This window comes from Namhaeicola litoreus (genome assembly GCF_042679565.1).
Lineage (GTDB): Bacteria > Bacteroidota > Bacteroidia > Flavobacteriales > Flavobacteriaceae > Namhaeicola > Namhaeicola litoreus.
In genome coordinates this window covers 14183-29823 of sequence record NZ_JBHTMY010000001.1, presented here as the reverse complement: position 1 = coordinate 29823, position 15641 = coordinate 14183, and the positions used below count along the sequence as shown (strand labels likewise).

19 protein-coding genes are annotated in these 15641 nt (G+C 33.5%); all 19 read right to left on the bottom strand.

Annotated features, from left to right (window positions below; all coding sequences use genetic code 11):
* Nucleotides 1-51 precede the first annotated feature (51 nt).
* Nucleotides 52-741, bottom strand: coding sequence for a LytR/AlgR family response regulator transcription factor (locus ACFQ39_RS00155; RefSeq protein ID WP_377175212.1), 690 nt, complete (start codon nucleotides 739-741; stop codon nucleotides 52-54).
* Nucleotides 731-1792, bottom strand: a complete 1062-nt coding sequence (locus tag ACFQ39_RS00150; RefSeq protein WP_377175210.1) for a sensor histidine kinase — start codon at nucleotides 1790-1792, stop codon at nucleotides 731-733. The genes ACFQ39_RS00155 and ACFQ39_RS00150 overlap by 11 nt, the downstream gene beginning before the upstream one ends.
* Nucleotides 1785-2447: a hypothetical protein gene (locus ACFQ39_RS00145; RefSeq protein ID WP_377175209.1), complete on the bottom strand. Its 663-nt coding sequence runs from the start codon at nucleotides 2445-2447 to the stop codon at nucleotides 1785-1787. Before ACFQ39_RS00145 ends, ACFQ39_RS00150 begins: the two co-directional genes overlap by 8 nt.
* A 102-nt stretch (nucleotides 2448-2549) precedes the next feature.
* Nucleotides 2550-3221 (bottom strand): hypothetical protein, encoded by a 672-nt coding sequence (locus ACFQ39_RS00140; protein ID WP_377175207.1) that lies wholly within the window; start codon nucleotides 3219-3221, stop codon nucleotides 2550-2552.
* Nucleotides 3222-3337: 116 nt separating this feature from the next.
* Nucleotides 3338-3874 (bottom strand): hypothetical protein, encoded by a 537-nt coding sequence (locus ACFQ39_RS00135; RefSeq protein ID WP_377175205.1) that lies wholly within the window; start codon nucleotides 3872-3874, stop codon nucleotides 3338-3340.
* Nucleotides 3875-4038: 164 nt separating this feature from the next.
* Nucleotides 4039-4899 (bottom strand): ATP synthase F1 subunit gamma, encoded by an 861-nt coding sequence (gene atpG / locus ACFQ39_RS00130; RefSeq protein WP_377175203.1) that lies wholly within the window; start codon nucleotides 4897-4899, stop codon nucleotides 4039-4041.
* A gap of 47 nt (nucleotides 4900-4946) precedes the next feature.
* Nucleotides 4947-6524, bottom strand: a complete 1578-nt coding sequence (gene atpA / locus ACFQ39_RS00125; RefSeq protein WP_377175201.1) for a F0F1 ATP synthase subunit alpha — start codon at nucleotides 6522-6524, stop codon at nucleotides 4947-4949.
* A gap of 21 nt (nucleotides 6525-6545) precedes the next feature.
* A complete protein-coding gene (atpH, locus tag ACFQ39_RS00120) occupies nucleotides 6546-7103 on the bottom strand; it encodes an ATP synthase F1 subunit delta (RefSeq protein WP_377175199.1) in 558 nt (185 codons plus the stop codon).
* A 4-nt stretch (nucleotides 7104-7107) separates the two neighbouring features.
* Nucleotides 7108-7608, bottom strand: a complete 501-nt coding sequence (locus ACFQ39_RS00115) for a F0F1 ATP synthase subunit B (protein WP_377175197.1) — start codon at nucleotides 7606-7608, stop codon at nucleotides 7108-7110.
* Nucleotides 7609-7681: 73 nt separating this feature from the next.
* Nucleotides 7682-7873 (bottom strand): ATP synthase F0 subunit C, encoded by a 192-nt coding sequence (atpE, locus tag ACFQ39_RS00110; protein ID WP_377175195.1) that lies wholly within the window; start codon nucleotides 7871-7873, stop codon nucleotides 7682-7684.
* Nucleotides 7874-7903: 30 nt separating this feature from the next.
* Nucleotides 7904-8992, bottom strand: coding sequence for a F0F1 ATP synthase subunit A (gene atpB / locus ACFQ39_RS00105; RefSeq protein ID WP_377175193.1), 1089 nt, complete (start codon nucleotides 8990-8992; stop codon nucleotides 7904-7906).
* 77 nt (nucleotides 8993-9069) lie between these two features.
* Nucleotides 9070-9447 carry a DUF6168 family protein gene (locus tag ACFQ39_RS00100; protein ID WP_377175191.1) on the bottom strand — a complete coding sequence of 126 codons (378 nt, stop codon included), beginning with the start codon at nucleotides 9445-9447 and terminating at the stop codon, nucleotides 9070-9072.
* A gap of 8 nt (nucleotides 9448-9455) precedes the next feature.
* The gene (locus tag ACFQ39_RS00095; protein ID WP_377175189.1) at nucleotides 9456-9677 is read right to left on the bottom strand and encodes an AtpZ/AtpI family protein; all 222 of its coding nucleotides are present in this window, start codon (nucleotides 9675-9677) and stop codon (nucleotides 9456-9458) included.
* On the bottom strand, nucleotides 9646-10044 hold the full coding sequence (locus ACFQ39_RS00090; protein ID WP_377175187.1) for a bactofilin family protein: 399 nt from the start codon (nucleotides 10042-10044) through the stop codon (nucleotides 9646-9648). Before ACFQ39_RS00090 ends, ACFQ39_RS00095 begins: the two co-directional genes overlap by 32 nt.
* 17 nt (nucleotides 10045-10061) lie before the next feature.
* Entirely contained in the window at nucleotides 10062-12215 is a 2154-nt protein-coding gene (gene porW, locus ACFQ39_RS00085; RefSeq protein ID WP_377175185.1) for a type IX secretion system periplasmic lipoprotein PorW/SprE, read from the bottom strand.
* Nucleotides 12216-12332: 117 nt separating this feature from the next.
* Nucleotides 12333-13031 carry a hypothetical protein gene (locus tag ACFQ39_RS00080; RefSeq protein ID WP_377175183.1) on the bottom strand — a complete coding sequence of 233 codons (699 nt, stop codon included), beginning with the start codon at nucleotides 13029-13031 and terminating at the stop codon, nucleotides 12333-12335.
* Nucleotides 13028-13360: a PadR family transcriptional regulator gene (locus ACFQ39_RS00075; RefSeq protein WP_377175181.1), complete on the bottom strand. Its 333-nt coding sequence runs from the start codon at nucleotides 13358-13360 to the stop codon at nucleotides 13028-13030. The genes ACFQ39_RS00080 and ACFQ39_RS00075 overlap by 4 nt, the downstream gene beginning before the upstream one ends.
* A gap of 53 nt (nucleotides 13361-13413) precedes the next feature.
* Nucleotides 13414-14109, bottom strand: a complete 696-nt coding sequence (locus tag ACFQ39_RS00070; RefSeq protein ID WP_377175179.1) for an ATP-binding cassette domain-containing protein — start codon at nucleotides 14107-14109, stop codon at nucleotides 13414-13416.
* 7 nt (nucleotides 14110-14116) lie between these two features.
* The gene (locus ACFQ39_RS00065) at nucleotides 14117-15598 is read right to left on the bottom strand and encodes a DUF5687 family protein (RefSeq protein ID WP_377175177.1); all 1482 of its coding nucleotides are present in this window, start codon (nucleotides 15596-15598) and stop codon (nucleotides 14117-14119) included.
* Nucleotides 15599-15641 lie beyond the last annotated feature (43 nt).

Sequence of the window (15641 nt, the reverse complement as noted above, 5' to 3'; positions counted from 1 at the left end):
GTAAAAATAATTCGTTGTACTTGCCCATATTACCGATGAACAAGTGGTTTTTTACTTAAAAAATGTAAGGAAATTCGATTTATAGGTGAGACCAACAGGAATAGTATGATGAGCTATTGTAATTTGATTTCCTTGTAGAGTATTAATTTCATCTATGTTTACAGCAAATGATTTGTGTGTTTGAATGAACTTATTTTGAGGTAATGAAACTAATATAGAAGCAAATGTTTTGTTGGTTAGAATGTACTTATCCTTCAGATGGATTTTAACATAATCTCCATAAGCCTCAATAAAGAGTATATCATTAATATTGATTTTATGTATAGTTTTATCTGCTTTTACTAAAATTGAATTGTTTTTGATTAAGTTGTTTTGTAGAGAACTGTTTTTTGCAATTACCTTATTTACAGCGCTTAAAAATCGATCAAAGGAAAAAGGTTTAAGTAAAAAGTCTATGGCATTTACATCAAAACCATCTATGGCATATTTTGAATAAGCAGTTGTAAATATGACTGGTGGAGGATTTTGTAAGGATTTATACATCGTGATGCCAGATATTTTTGGCATATTGATATCTAAGAATAATAGGTCTATTTCATGGTTGTATTGTAATTTTTCTAATGCATCTTCTGCATTATCACAAATACAAACAATTGACAAAAAATCGACAACTTTTATGAATTTCTCGAGGACTTTCTGTGAAGAAACCTCGTCATCAACAATGAGACAATTAATTATCATGGCTAAAAAGTTTTAAAGTAACTTTAAATTCATTATTATTTTTTTCTGTTGCAAATACATGCCGGTCAGGGTAGATAATTTCAAGGTTTTTTTTAATATTTTCAATACCAACACCAGAGTAATTGTTGTTTTCATGTCCTTGGCTGATCGCGTAGTTATTGGTAATACAAAAACTAAAACTACCATTTATTTGTTTCAAATCCATTTTTATAAATGGTTTGTTTAGTCCATCATTACTTCCATACTTAAAACTATTTTCAATCAAGGGCAACAATAGCATAGGATAGATAAGATAGTTCTCATTCTCAACATTTGCATTGAATTTAATTCTTTTTGATTTTTGGAGTCTAAATTTTTGAAATTCGAGATAGCTGTTAATCAACTTAACTTCATCTTTTAGCATAACACGATTCGTGTTTGAATCGTAAATTACATATCTTAATATATCAGACAACTGAACAATTGCATCTGTCGTTTCTTCCTTTTTATCCAATGCCAAAGCATAAATTACATTCAAGGCATTGAATAGGAAATGCGGATTTATCTGAGATCTTAATGAAGATAATTGACTCTGAATTTTCTGATTTTCTATAACCAGTTTTTCATTTTCTCTTCTGTTTAGAAAAATCCAATCTTCAAAAATTTTGAGAAGAGTTGTGCCAATTAAGAATAATGTAAAGAGAACAATGAGTTTTAGGTTACTGTTATAAGAGATAAAATAATAATCGGGAAAAATCTTATCAATAACCATGTCAAAAAACCAAATATTCAATTGTGTAAAAAGCATTAAATTGATCAAAAAGACCACAGCGTAGAGTATGTATTTTTCTTTTTTAAGTAAATTGGGAATTGCGATATATAAATTAATGAGTGAAGGAATTATTATAGTAATTAGAAAAAAGGAAGTATACAGGAAATCAATTTTTTTAGGATGATTGTCCTCTGAAAATGCAAATAACATGACAAAAAACGTAGTTATCCATATAACGCCATTAAATAGATAGGGGTTGTGATTTTTTTGTTTAAAAAGTATGTTTTTAATACTAGCCATCTTTTTTCGTTAAATGAATTTCAACCTGCTCTTCGCCTGATTCCCATTTATTTGGTATGGCGGAATTCATATATCGCTTAATAAATTTCTCTAAATTCTCAGAGTCATCACTTAATATATATTGATCGTTTTTAAGACCAATTTTCTCATACTTTATTTTAATCTTATTCTCATCTATATGGTGCTTGAATTTTTCATCTCCTAACCATACTAAATTTAATGAATTCTTGTTTAAGAGCTCAACTTTTGCAAGAGAATGCAAAGGAGCAAGATGCATAGATGCAAGCTCATCTATTTCACAATCACAGGAAGATAAATAGAAATCGATGAACAAGTTATTGTCTATTTTAAAGGGCATTCCAACGAATTCAATTTCTTGGTTTTTTTCATCTTGATATGTGATTAAATAGGCATGGATGTATTTTTTTAGAAATTTAATCGAATCAGCCGAGAGATTTTCTTGTTTCTGTTTTCTCAAATAGTATTCTTTAAAAGGAATGATTTTCCATTCATTGTAAGATTGATCTTCCCAATTTCCTATAAGTTTTTTTTCGAAGTATATAGATTCTTTTGTATAAAATGGATGTATTGACAGAACAATACAAGAGTTGAATACAAAGAGTATTAATATGTGTTGAAATAGCCTTAGTTTCATAACTTTTGTGATTAGATGGTTGAAAAAGACTGCATATGGTGAAATATTCTATCAAGTATGGTTGTAAACATCTCCTAATTGTTGAATATAAAACAATTAAGTTTATTTCAATTTGAGCTTAAAATTGTAATTGTTTGGCTGACCCATGGCCCATTTTTCTTGATCTGGAGAGTTCATATACTTCGTGATGAATCTTTGAAGTTCTCTTGACGAAGCCGTTAACAAGTAGTTGTTTTCATTGTGACCAATTTTTTCATGTTTTATTTTTATTCTATTCTGATCAATCAACTCTTTCAATTTTTCTTCTTCAAAGAACTTGAGATTTACTACACTATTGTCATTTGTGAACTCCAGCTTAACCAAAGTGTGCATACCCATTAAATGTTGGCTGGCTAAATTGTTAATCTTGCCTAGATCAATATACATGGGCGTAAAATCTAAAAATACCTGATCCTCTATTTTAAACGAAAATACCGAGAAAGTTGCTTTTTTACTGCCTTCTGTTAGGACTATATAATAGGCGTCTTTGTATTTATTAAATTCTTCAATTTCTGTTGTTGTTAAATCTGAAGAGGATCGTTTTTTGTTGATTTCTAAAAATTTCTTTTGGAAAGAATAAACCTCACATTTATTGGATTTGTCATCCTCCCAAGTTCCCAGAAATCTGTTGTCAAAAAAGATCGTATTTTCTGTATAAAATGGATGTAAAGATTTTACTATACATCCATTTAATATAAACAAAATCAATGTTGTAAGTATAAATTTGACCTTCATATAACTCAAATATAATTATTTGAATGAAGTAAAAGCTTATTCTATTGAGAAAGTTACACTACAGAAATTTATATCTATAAGGTCGAGATTGTACTTTTTTTAATTTGAGTTCTCAATTAGTTTGAAAAAGATTGTTTTACCAATGGAGATTTAAACTCGAATCCAAGGTCACATAAGTTTAAATTGTCCAGGTTAACACTTGTCTTATTAAAAACCAACACATCTGTATCGTCCAAAACGCCATTTACATAATATTCGTCCTTTATGTTGAGCTTGTCGCCGACATAGGTAATAATCATTAATGAGTAATATTCTGAGGATTCAGTTGCTTTAATAACTAATTTGGTTTTTGAATTTTCTATAATTTGTAATGTATTGTCATCCTCTGAACTACCATAGATATAGCACTCCATTTCTGCGATCGCGGCCCACAATTCTATAAAATCAGTGTTTGTATCATTGAATTTTAAATAAATAGCAGGAAAACCAATTCCATCAAAAACCCATTTGGTCTTATCAAGTGATTCCAGCATGCTTTCAGCAATCTTTTTATCGTTGTCATCATCTTTGCTACAACTTGTATTGCATAAAACTACGGCTGTAAGTAAAAGTATACCTACGAAATTCTGGTTTAAAATAAAACGCTTCATCATGGTAGAATTTATTAAATTGTTAGAGCAAACAAATTACGAGCGTCCCATTGAGTTGGCAAAAATTATTCGTTCAGTTGACTGTTTTTCTCGGTAAACAATAAAAATCATCAAAAAAAAACGCCAAGAGAATTCTTGGCGTTTTTTGTGTAATATGTAAATAAATGTTATCCTTTTAATGCTTCAGCTCCTCCAACAATCTCTAAAATTTCGTTTGTAATAGCAGCTTGACGCGCTTTGTTGTATTGAAGTAATAATTCATTTCTGAGGTCTTTTGCATTATCGGTTGCTTTGTGCATGGCTGTCATACGGGCGCCGTGCTCTGCTGCAAAAGAATCGCGAATTGCCTTATACAATTGTGTTTTTAAAGATTTAGGTATAATCCCTAAAACAATCTCTTTTTTAGAAGGTTCAAAAATATAATCTACACTTGTATTACCAACTTTTTCAGGAGGTAAAATAGGTAAAAATTGTTCTTCAGTGACAATTTGTGTAGCAGCATTTTTAAACCTGTTATAAACCAATTCGATCTTATCAAAGGAGCCTTTTAAAAATACTTCCATCAAATTTTCTGCAATCAATGCTGCATTGTCAAAATTGAGGTCATCGTATAGTTCACTTTGATTGTCATAAATCTTGCTTGTTTTAGCTAAGATGTCATGACCTTTTTTACCAATGGTTAAAACACTAACGTCTTTCCCAGCATATTTTGTTTCAGAAAGCATTTTTACATGCTTAATGATCGCAGAATTAAAGCCACCACATAATCCTCTGTTCGAGGTAATTGCAACAATCAAAACTTTATTAACTTCTTTTTGTTGTGTGAAAGCACCACCATCTTCGGCATCCAATGTTGCACTTAAGTTTTGCAAAAGCTCTGTCAATTTATTGGAATAGGGTCTCATTTGAATAATTGCATCCTGTGCCTTTTTCAACTTTGCAGCAGATACCATTTTCATGGCACTGGTTATTTGCATCGTAGAACCTATGGATGTAATTCTGTTCCGTATTTCTTTTAAGTTTGCCATATCATCAATTAACAAAACACATTTTTCAATGCGCCTTAAAGCTTAGATTAATTATAAGTTGCTGCAATTTCTAGTGCTACTTTCTCAATGATTTCGGTAACTTCATCTGTTAATTTACCTGATTTTAATGTAGCCAAAACATCTGCATGCTTTTTTCTCAAAAATGCCAAGAAAGATTTTTCAAATTCTTTAACGCTTTCTACAGGTACTGATTTCAATAAGTTTTTCGAACCCGCATAGATAATTGCAATTTGATCTTCTACAGTAAATGGATCATTTTGTGCTTGCTTTAAGATCTCAACGTTTCTTCTACCTTTTTCAATCACCCCTAAAGTAGCCGCATCAAGGTCAGAACCGAATTTAGCAAAAGCTTCTAATTCGCGGAACTGTGCCTGATCAAGTTTTAAAGTACCGGCAACTTTTTTCATCGATTTAATCTGTGCGTTACCACCAACACGCGATACTGAAATACCTACGTTAATCGCTGGTCTAACCCCTGCATTAAATAAATCTGATTCTAAGAAGATCTGTCCATCAGTAATCGAAATTACGTTGGTTGGAATATAGGCTGATACGTCTCCTGCCTGAGTTTCGATAATTGGAAGAGCGGTTAAAGAACCTCCTCCTTTTATTTTCCCTTGCAATGATGCCGGAACGTCATTCATTTTCTGTGCAATAGAGTCATCGGCAATAATTTTAGCCGCTCTTTCAAGTAACCTAGAGTGCAAGTAGAAAACGTCTCCAGGATAAGCCTCACGTCCTGGTGGACGACGAAGTAATAAAGAGACCTCACGATAAGCAACGGCTTGTTTCGACAAGTCATCAAAGATAATTAATGCCGGTCTGCCTGTATCTCTGAAATATTCTCCGATCGAAGCTCCTGCGAAAGGTGCGTAGAACTGCATTGGAGCCGCGTCTGATGCGTTCGCAGCAACAATAGTTGTGTAGGCCAATGCTCCTTTTTCTTCTAAGGTACTCGCTATATTCGCAATGGTAGAACCTTTTTGTCCTATGGCAACATAGATACAATAAACTGGCTCACCTGCATCATAAAATTCTTTTTGGTTGATGATGGTGTCTATAGCAACCGTTGTTTTACCTGTTTGACGGTCACCAATGATTAACTCACGCTGACCTCTACCGATAGGAATCATCGCATCAATTGCTTTGATACCCGTTTGAAGAGGCTCAGTTACAGGTTGACGGAAAATTACACCTGGCGCTTTACGCTCAAGTGGCATTTCAAATAATTCACCTTCAATAGGACCTTTCCCATCAATAGGTTGTCCGAGTGTGTTTACTACACGACCTAAAATCCCTTCACCTACATTGATAGAAGCAATACGATTGGTTCTTTTAACTGTAGCACCCTCTTTAATTTTAGTCGATTCACCTAACAATACAACACCAACGTTATCTTCTTCAAGGTTCAATACTATACCTTCTAATCCTCCTTCAAAAAGAACCAATTCACCGTATTGAACATTGGCAAGTCCGAATACGCGAGCAATACCATCTCCAATTTGTAATACAGTTCCTACTTCATCCAAAGAAGCTTCTCCCTTAAATCCAATCAGTTGTTCTTTTAAGATTGCTGATACTTCAGCCGGTTTTATTGTTGCCATTTTTATTGTTTATTTCTTTAATTAAAATTTTTGAACATAAAAGTTGTCTTCAAATTTATCCAGTAAATTATTCAAAATACCTTTTACGCTAGAATCGTATTGTTTGTCTCCAACACGTAAAATAAAACCACCCAACATACTAGGGTCAATTTTATTTTCTACAGAAATTTCTTTTCCTGTAATTGTTTTTACTTTTTTGAGAATCTTAGCTTCGAGATCTTTGGTAAGTGGCACGGCAGTGGTGACTTGCGCAACTTCTACACCTTTTATAAAATCGTAAATAATGGCGTACTGTTTTGCGACAAGTTCTAAGATATCTATTCTGTTGTTTTCTATTAACAGTCTCATCACATCTTGCGTAAGAGGATCTGTTTTTTTGCCAAAAATCTCAGTGAGCACTTTACTTTTAAGGCCCGACTTCACAATTGGGCTTACAATTAAGTTTTTCAACTCTTTATTTTCATCGATGGTCTGATCGATCAGCAACATATCGTTGTAGACATTATCAGCAACACCGCGATCTTTTGCTAGGTTTAGGGTAGCTTTCGCATACCTCAATGCAGCTCTTGTTCCTTTCATTTGATTAAGTTAAAGGCGCTTCGTCCAACATTTTTTCGATCAATTTGACCTGTTTGTCTTTGTTCGATAACTCTTCTTGAATTAATTTTTCAGCAATTCCTATAGAAAGTTCAGCTACATTATTTCTAAGCTCGGTAATGGCTGCTAATTTTTCGTTTTCAATTGTTACTTTGGCTTGTTCGATGATTTTATTGGCTTGAACTTTTGCTTCATCTTTTGCCTCGGTAATCATAGAATCTTTGATCTCTCTTGCTTCTTTTAACATTTTCTCTCTTTCTGCACGAGCTTCTTTTAAGATCTTTTCATTACTGGCATTTAATTCAGCCATTTCTTGACGAGCTTTATCTGCCTCATCTAAAGCTTTTTTTATACCCTCTTCTCTTGAATTTACTGCATTCAGAATTGGTTTCCAGGCAAACTTATTGAGTAGCCAAACCAATAAAACAAAAATAAGGATCTGCCAAAAGAACAGCCCGAATGAAAAGTCGTTGATTAATTTTTCCATAGTATATTGATGTAATAATTTTTATTTAAAAACAACAGCTATAACCAACCGTTATAGCTGTTGGGAATTTTTGTTACACTGCAAATAAAGCAGCGAAACCAATACCTTCAATAAGCGCTGCTGCAATCAACATAGCTGTTTGAATTTTACCTGATGCTTCTGGCTGACGAGCAATAGCGTCCATTGCTGAACCACCAATTCTACCGATACCTAATCCGGCACCAATAACGATTAAACCTGCACCAACAATAGCTGGAATCTCCATATATATATATTTAAAAATTAAACATTCAAATTAATGACTTTCACTGTGCTCATGTTCGTGATCTTCAACGGCAAAACCGAAATAAAGTGCTGAAAGCATAGTAAAAATATACGCCTGTAAAGCGGCAACCAATAATTCTAAAATTGATAAGGCAAAAGCCAATAAAAATGTCATTGAACTACCAACCCAATTTTGGAAAACAAACATTAACCCAATGATACTCATTAATACGACGTGACCTGCCATAATATTGGCATAGAGACGAATCATTAATGCAAAAGGTTTAATAAACACACCCAATAATTCAATAGGTGCTAAAACGATTTTCATCAAAGGCGGCACCCCTGGCATCCAGAATATGTGTTTCCAGTAATTCTTGTTACCCGAAATTTGTGTTATAATAAAGGTCAACAGTGCCAAGGCAAAGGTAACTGCAATATTGCCGGTTACGTTCACTCCCAGAGGAGTCAAACCGAATAAGTTTAGGAACCATACAAAAAAGAAGATGGTTAATAAATAGGGCATATATTTCTTATACTGAGGATCACCAATGTTTGGAATGGCAATATCATCTCTTATGAAGAGTACGATAGGCTCAAAAAATCTTCCAACTCCAGAGGGTATAGGTCCTTTTCCAAACGATTTAGCCAATCCACCGAAAATTAAAAACATCAATAACCCGGTAACAATCATCATGACTACACTTTTGGTCATTGAAAAATCTAATGGCTTTGCATTGGTTGGATGATGCGCTTCATCGTAACTAATTGTTCCTTCTGCATCAGTTTTGTATATCTTATTATGGTAAAGTTTGTAGTAATTACCATTGTTTTCTGCCACAGTCTCTCCGTGATGAAATTTTCCCGAAGAAAAAACCTGTAAACCATTGTCCCATAAAATCACAGGCAATGAAATGCCGTAATGTTTACCTTTCTCTTTATCACTAAAAAAAGTAAAGTCGTGCGAATCTTGAAGGTGATGTTGAATTTCTTCTTTGATCTCAGTTTTTAGATCTTTCTCCTCATGCTGGGTCTCGTGCTCATTATGCTGTGCAAACGAATTGAAATTAATTACAAAAGCAATGATTGTAAGGTACTTGACGAAATGCTTACGCTGCATATTTTTTTGTTTTTGTGGCTTAAAAAAATCGGTGCAAATGTAAGATTTTTATTTCGATGAACCCAAATAAAAAAATACTAATTTTTTAGAATCTTAATCAAACCTAAGGTTTCCAAAATCAAACAGATCACATAAGGGATAAAGAATGTAATGAATTCAATTGTTTCGAGTTGATTATCTGCTTTATAAGATGGATAAAAAAAAATAAAAAACACGGCAAATTTAAGCATACTTCCAAACATGAAAAGGAAGCCCAATTGGTCGTGATATTTTCTTCTTGAATAAAATAAATAAGTGTAAATGAGAATCGCCAAGATACAATTGATCAAATAAGCCGCAACGATAAGATGATCAAAAATGGGTAGGTCTAGTTGAAAAATTATAGAGGTATGAACAAAAAAGACGAAAAACAGACTGATACACAGAACGAAAGAAAATCGTAAAACCTGAGCCATAGGTCTATTTAGTTGTTGATGTCTTTAATTTGTTTGAGTAAACTGTAAAATGAAATAACCAGCGCTAAAAGCGTGAAAATTATAGTAAACCAATTTTTGTCATTAGGATATTTGAGATCCAGCCATTTGCCAAAATAAGCCCCCAAATAGATGGTAATACCCATTTGAAGACCCGCTCCTGTTAAACGAATGTATTTGTTAAGCGGTTTTTTTGGTTTCGGATCCTCCATGATTTATTTGTTTTAGGGCGCCTTTCATCGCACAAGTGGCATTGAGTTCTGCTCCTGGCTCTACCATAAGCTTACCCAAAGTAACCTCTCCGTTTACCACGGCAGATTCTTTTAAAGACAATAATTGTTCTACCACGAGATTTCCCGAAAAATGTCCTTCAATATCTGCGTTGGTGCAATCAATGGTACCGGTAACGGTTCCTTCTTTTCCTATGACAACCCTACCTGCCGTCTTAATATTCCCTTCAATTTTACCATCGATTCTGAAATCTCCTTCAGATTGTAAATCACCAACTAAACTTGTGTTTTTACCAATGATATTTCTTTCTCCAACTACGCTCTGTGTCCCCCTTTTTTCGCTAAACATAAATTTTAATTTTTAGGTTATTTTTTTTCATCCATATTCGCCAATATTATTTTGGCATAGTTACTTTCTTCTGTATTTGGAAATTGAATGATCAATTCGTTCAGTTGTTTGGTGTAAATCTCTTTACCTTCCTTTTTTAAAGCGATAAACGCTTTTAAAAGCTCAACTTTGGGTTCTAGCGTTAAAATTTCAGCGCTGTTGTCCAAAAGATTCAACAAACTAAGTGAATAATCAAATTCGCCTTCCTCATAACAAATATAGGCCTGCTTATAAACGTTTTCGGGGGAGGATTCGTTGTTTTCAAATGAGATCACCTCTTCTGGGTGACTAATTATTTGGGCGTATTTGCTATCTGAATAATCAGTAACGATTTCTTTAGCCAGTTTATTGCCCAAATCAGGCTTAAACTGCTCGTAACATTTATACAATTGGTATTTTGCTGGTAATATATATGATTCCTGAGGGTTAAAACTTAAGAATTTTTCGAAATGATCTGCGGCAATTTCATATTCTTTAAATTGTTCTTTGTACAATAATCCTAAGTTATAATGCGCTAAATTTCTAATATTGGTTATACTATCTAAGGTTTTGGGTTCTTTGGGGATGCTTTGTATATAATATAACGGATCATAGCGCTGTTCTAAATCGATGGTTTCAGTTTGCGAAATTTCCTGAGTCACATTGCCACTGGCCAATTGGGAAAAAATCCAATTATCTGTTAGTGCTCTGTTACCAAATCTGTTTTTAAAATCTTGTTTTCCCATTTGAACAACTGGAGTGTTATAAAAATAGAACTTTTCATTGGCTCTGGGACCGCTTGTTGCACCTAAAAATTCGTTTCCTGAGGCATTCATGCGGTCTTGCTGAATTTTGATCAATTCATCCTGTTTCCGCAAAGCTTCTACATATTCTGAGAAATATTGCTTTTGCCCCGCTTCATTTAAATTAGCTAAATATAAAATACTGTCCGATACCTTTAATTCATTTTCGTAAAAAATTACATCCTCAAGACTCTTGTTTTTCGCTATAATTCTTCGAACTCTTTTGCTGTTGAGATCCACATTGGGTATCTGTAACAAACTATCGTAATACTTCCCGGCCGCTGCAAATTCGGCATTGTCAAAATACCAGTTCCCAAGAGCTTCATAGGAGAGGCTTTTTTGGTATGGCTTATTGCTATTCATCAAAATGGAAAGGGCAAAATATTCTTTTGCCTTGTCTTTGATACCTTTTTTCTCCGCAATCAATCCGGCTTGATAATATATTTCATCAAAGTATGCTCTGTTTTCTCTGTCATCAACCAATTGTCGCAAAGCAAAAATTAGAGCGTCAGTACTATCTTTTTCCGTAAAATTTTTAGCCCTTTCTATCTGTCCATGTACCATGTATTTTCTAGGTATCTTTTTGAGATAAGTAAGCGCTTCGAACATCATATTAGAGGAGTCTATTTTTTGCTGCTCACGATATAATTGCCCTAAAATAAAGAGGTTTCTGGCTCCTTGATTTTTATTGGTAAAATAATAAGTAGCCAGTTTCAAGTTATCTATGGTCTTCTGTAAACTATCCAGTTGATTATAAGCCATAGCCATTGCAGTATAGGCTTTTTCGGTTAATTCTTCATCAAGATTACCGCTTTTGATTGTATTGTCTAATGTTTCAATGGCCAACAATTCATTTTGTAATCGGATATCAGTTTTGGCCTTCCAAATTTTAGTTTCGTAATAAAGATTTGCGTTGGGATATTTTTCAAGGGCATAGGTAAAAGCTTCTCTTGCAGGAACAAAACGCTGACTAAAATACCTCGACTTACCCAGTAACAAATAAGCTTCGTCTATCTGATTATTGCGTTCGTAACCCTCTATTACCATCGAGTGTTTTTGAATGGCTTTAACCGCTTTCTCTTCGGCTTTGTCAAAGCCAACTTTCACGGGGTTTTCTGTTTGGCTTTCTCCGGGCATCGGTATTTTATCTTCGATATTGATCGCTTCAATGGGAAGAATTTCCCAAAAGTTATCTTCATATTCGGCATCAAGTTTTTCCTTGGCCTCGTCATATGCCAAATTGCCGTTATAAAGTACGTTGTATTTTGACACCATGGCATGCGATGAACGATTGATAAACGTGTCTTTTTTGGTAGAACAACCAATCAAAACAGCAAGTATCCCAAGCAAGAAGAATAAGATTTTTGTCCCTTTTTTCAAATCACAATTCCAACGGTCTGAAACCTATTTTTTAGATAAACGATGAAGTGTCTGTAAAAGTACAAATTAAAACGAAAAGAAGTGAAATTAGGCGATTTGTTTGTATTCAGGAAATTGTTTTGACATTTCTTGAAAAATCTTCTTAGGTACTATTTTGATCAAAATAAATGTGATGAGGCCCACGACAATCATCAAGGTGGAATAAATGATCAAACTTTTGTCTGTCCATTTAGTTGCGTCTAAAACATTACCCAAGATTTGAATAGGAATTCCGGCAAGGCAAACAGCACCACCTAAATTTAAAATAGTATGTTCAAAAAGCCATTTTCTTTGGGTAATCTTGGTGTTATGTTTCATCATTTTATGAAAACGATAAAGATGATGGAATAAAAATCCATAAAGCGTGGCAAAAAAAGTAATCATGAAGTATTTAGGTTCTTCAAACCATTTTAGAACAGAGAAAGAAACAGCGATCAAAAAAAGTGTGAATAAAATTTTGGGAAGCTTTAAATATTCGAGAAAATATTTCCCTACCAATTTCCAATAATGGGTTGAGAGCGAATTTTGCTTTTTTTCAATGATATCACTAAACCCAAAAACACCAAATTTTTTGAAAGATAGGTACTTTGCTTTTTCGAAGCTTAAATCTTTCTCATTTTCCATCATCACTTCAATATCATTGGCCAAATGATCTACCAATTCAGTTTGTAAATCATACCATTCAACAAAATGCTGTCGGGTAAATTGGTATAAATTCTCGATTTGTGCTTTGCTTAATTGGCTCATTCCATACTAAATTTAGGGTTGATTAGATTTTGCATGGTTTTTATAAATTCCTCCAATTCGTCCAGTTTATTCACTTTTTCTTTCTTGCCCTGTTCAGTTAACTTGTAGTATTTGCGCATGCGATTACCAATGTTCACAACTTCCACGTCTAAAAGTCCTTCTGATTCTAATTTGTGCAAAGCAGGATAAAGCGCTCCTTCGGTAATTTGAATTTTGCCTATAGTAAGTTCTTTTACTCTTTGGGTAATTTCATAACCATACATTTTGTCATTTTCAGACAATAATTTGAGTACAATCGTTTGTAATGTGCCCTTTACCAATTTTTGCATAGGTAAAAGTAATAAAAAATGCTAATACATAAGAAACTTATGCATTATATATTTTATGAGGAAAAGAAAATTTCTAGCTCTTTTAATGTTTCTTCTGATGTCTTGAGATCTTTGGTAACCTCTCCCTTTTCTAAAACAACAATTCTGTCGCATACTTCAGTGATATGCCCCAAATCATGACTGGAAATAAGCAAGGTTGAATTAGTTGTCTGGTTGAGTTCTTTGAGTAGTTTTTTTAACTTGATTTGTGTGGTAGGATCCAGATTAGCAAATGGTTCATCCAGCACGATTACTTCCGGCTGACCAATCAAAGCACCAACAATGCCCACTTTTTTTTGGTTTCCTTTAGAGAGGTCTCTTAAGAACTTTTTTTGACCGAGGATTTCTCCATTAAATAATTCTTCATACTGCATCAGCGCATTTTGAAGATCTGCATCATTCACATTTCTCAGTTTGGCAATAAATTCAAAATATTCTTCTGGTTTTAAATAGCCGATCAAAAAACTTTCATCTAAATATGCCGAGGTAAAATTTTTCCAATCTTCATTATGTCTTACATCTACTTCTTTGTTTTTTATTTTCCCTGTTGTTGGTTGGATCAGATCGAGAATTAAATTAAAAAAAGTAGTTTTCCCTGCGCCGTTATTACCCACTAGTCCGAAAGACTGACCTGAAGGAATGGTTATTTCTTCAATATTTAGAACCTGTTTATCTCCGTATTTCTTAGTTATTTCTGTTGCTGAAATCATAGTTTAATTAGTTGTCTTGGTTAAAGGCTTCTATCATTGGGTATTTTACTTCTTGGTACTTCGCCGTAATAAAACGCATGAGTTTTGTGTGAAACAAAATCCCTAATAAACCTAGTATGATCAAAAATGTAAGTCCGCTTTCAAAATTGATAAATTTATAGGGTAAGTAAAAAAATAGCACAGGCAATAACAAAAGGGGTATTCCAACCAGCCATTGTACGGCACCTGTACCTTGATAGTTAAAGGCCGCTCTTTGGTCGAGATTTATTTTCTTTCGGTTAAATGAACCTGCATATAAAAGAACATGACTGTTAACACCTATATTATAGACCATAGCCGCAAAATGGATCAGAATAATTTTCCAACCAAAATATACATAAGGTATGCTGAGTATAAATAGAATCAGAGCGCTTAGCATCATTAACGTATATTTAGAATTGAGGTAATCTTTGTATCGAATATTTTGGCTCATCAATAGTTTATAATAACTGCTATCCCAGGCAGGAATAAATTGTCCGAAATTGATCATAAAAATTCCAGTAATAAATACGCCGACAAATACAAACATAGCATCCCATTCTTGGTACATTTTGTTGGGATAGAAAAATAATCCGTATAAGAGACCAATCACCAAAATAAAAACTGTAGAACGAGATCGTTTATTTCTCCAAATCAATCTGAGATCTAATTTTAAAAAAGGGGCACTACTGCCAAATTTTTGTGTCCAAGACAAATCGGAAGAATTGATGGTCATCGTTTTTGTTCGTACAGACCGATCTAAATACAATTGTTTTTTAAGGTTTTGGAAATCCAAAAAGTAAAGTCCTACCAACACAAGAAAAGGAACAATTAAATAGACAGGTTTTTCGACAATGGATATGACTCCTTGAGCTAAAAAAGTATCAAATTGAACCAATTCAAAATAATTGAGTCCGAATAAAATAGAGGCGATGACTAATAGGGGAAGAAATGATAAGTCAGATTCAGACGATTTGATCTCTATGATGAAATTTAAAAAATTGACAATCAGTGTAGCTAAAACCACAAAAACAATCCAGGTAAACATTTTTCCGGAGTCATATCCTCCTTCCATAACAGTTACAATGCCAAAAGGAATTATCGCAAATAAGGGTAAGAAATTAAAAAATGAGAAAAGTGATTTCCTCAACACATAATGAATCACCTTTGATTTTTTAATGGGCAAGGTGAGTAATGGTTTTACTTGCATCAAAGGGAGTTTCTGGAAAAAGAAGCGCATCACCAAATCGGCTAAAAACCAATAAAAAAGAAATGAACTCGCTACAACCAAAGGGTCTTGGTCTGGAAAATACTTAAATATAATAGGATATAAACTAAAGCCCAAGGCGATAAATACAACGATAAAATAAAGGGCTACAAAACCGAGCAAAATGTTTAATGCGATACTCTTTTGCCAATAGGAAGAACGAAAGAACTGTTTTTGTTCTAGTTTTACAAAATCACTTGTCATAGTTTGGTTTTACACTTTGATTAGTGCAAAATCAAGCTTAATT

Bases quoted from the DNA above. Each gene is read 5' to 3' on its own strand.
- atpH (WP_377175199.1), bottom strand. From the start codon at position 7,103: ATGAAAGGAACAAGAGCTGCATTGAGGTATGCGAAAGCTACCCTAAAC.
- ACFQ39_RS00150 (WP_377175210.1), bottom strand. From the start codon at position 1,792: ATGGCTAGTATTAAAAACATACTTTTTAAACAAAAAAATCACAACCCC.
- ACFQ39_RS00135 (WP_377175205.1), bottom strand. From the start codon at position 3,874: ATGATGAAGCGTTTTATTTTAAACCAGAATTTCGTAGGTATACTTTTA.
- ACFQ39_RS00155 (WP_377175212.1), bottom strand. From the start codon at position 741: ATGATAATTAATTGTCTCATTGTTGATGACGAGGTTTCTTCACAGAAA.
- ACFQ39_RS00115 (WP_377175197.1), bottom strand. From the start codon at position 7,608: ATGGAAAAATTAATCAACGACTTTTCATTCGGGCTGTTCTTTTGGCAG.
- ACFQ39_RS00100 (WP_377175191.1), bottom strand. From the start codon at position 9,447: ATGGCTCAGGTTTTACGATTTTCTTTCGTTCTGTGTATCAGTCTGTTT.
- atpB (WP_377175193.1), bottom strand. From the start codon at position 8,992: ATGCAGCGTAAGCATTTCGTCAAGTACCTTACAATCATTGCTTTTGTA.
- ACFQ39_RS00090 (WP_377175187.1), bottom strand. From the start codon at position 10,044: ATGTTTAGCGAAAAAAGGGGGACACAGAGCGTAGTTGGAGAAAGAAAT.
- atpA (WP_377175201.1), bottom strand. From the start codon at position 6,524: ATGGCAACAATAAAACCGGCTGAAGTATCAGCAATCTTAAAAGAACAA.
- ACFQ39_RS00145 (WP_377175209.1), bottom strand. From the start codon at position 2,447: ATGAAACTAAGGCTATTTCAACACATATTAATACTCTTTGTATTCAAC.
- atpE (WP_377175195.1), bottom strand. From the start codon at position 7,873: ATGGAGATTCCAGCTATTGTTGGTGCAGGTTTAATCGTTATTGGTGCC.
- ACFQ39_RS00075 (WP_377175181.1), bottom strand. From the start codon at position 13,360: ATGCAAAAATTGGTAAAGGGCACATTACAAACGATTGTACTCAAATTA.
- ACFQ39_RS00095 (WP_377175189.1), bottom strand. From the start codon at position 9,677: ATGGAGGATCCGAAACCAAAAAAACCGCTTAACAAATACATTCGTTTA.
- ACFQ39_RS00070 (WP_377175179.1), bottom strand. From the start codon at position 14,109: ATGATTTCAGCAACAGAAATAACTAAGAAATACGGAGATAAACAGGTT.
- ACFQ39_RS00080 (WP_377175183.1), bottom strand. From the start codon at position 13,031: ATGAGCCAATTAAGCAAAGCACAAATCGAGAATTTATACCAATTTACC.
- atpG (WP_377175203.1), bottom strand. From the start codon at position 4,899: ATGGCAAACTTAAAAGAAATACGGAACAGAATTACATCCATAGGTTCT.
- ACFQ39_RS00065 (WP_377175177.1), bottom strand. From the start codon at position 15,598: ATGACAAGTGATTTTGTAAAACTAGAACAAAAACAGTTCTTTCGTTCT.
- ACFQ39_RS00140 (WP_377175207.1), bottom strand. From the start codon at position 3,221: ATGAAGGTCAAATTTATACTTACAACATTGATTTTGTTTATATTAAAT.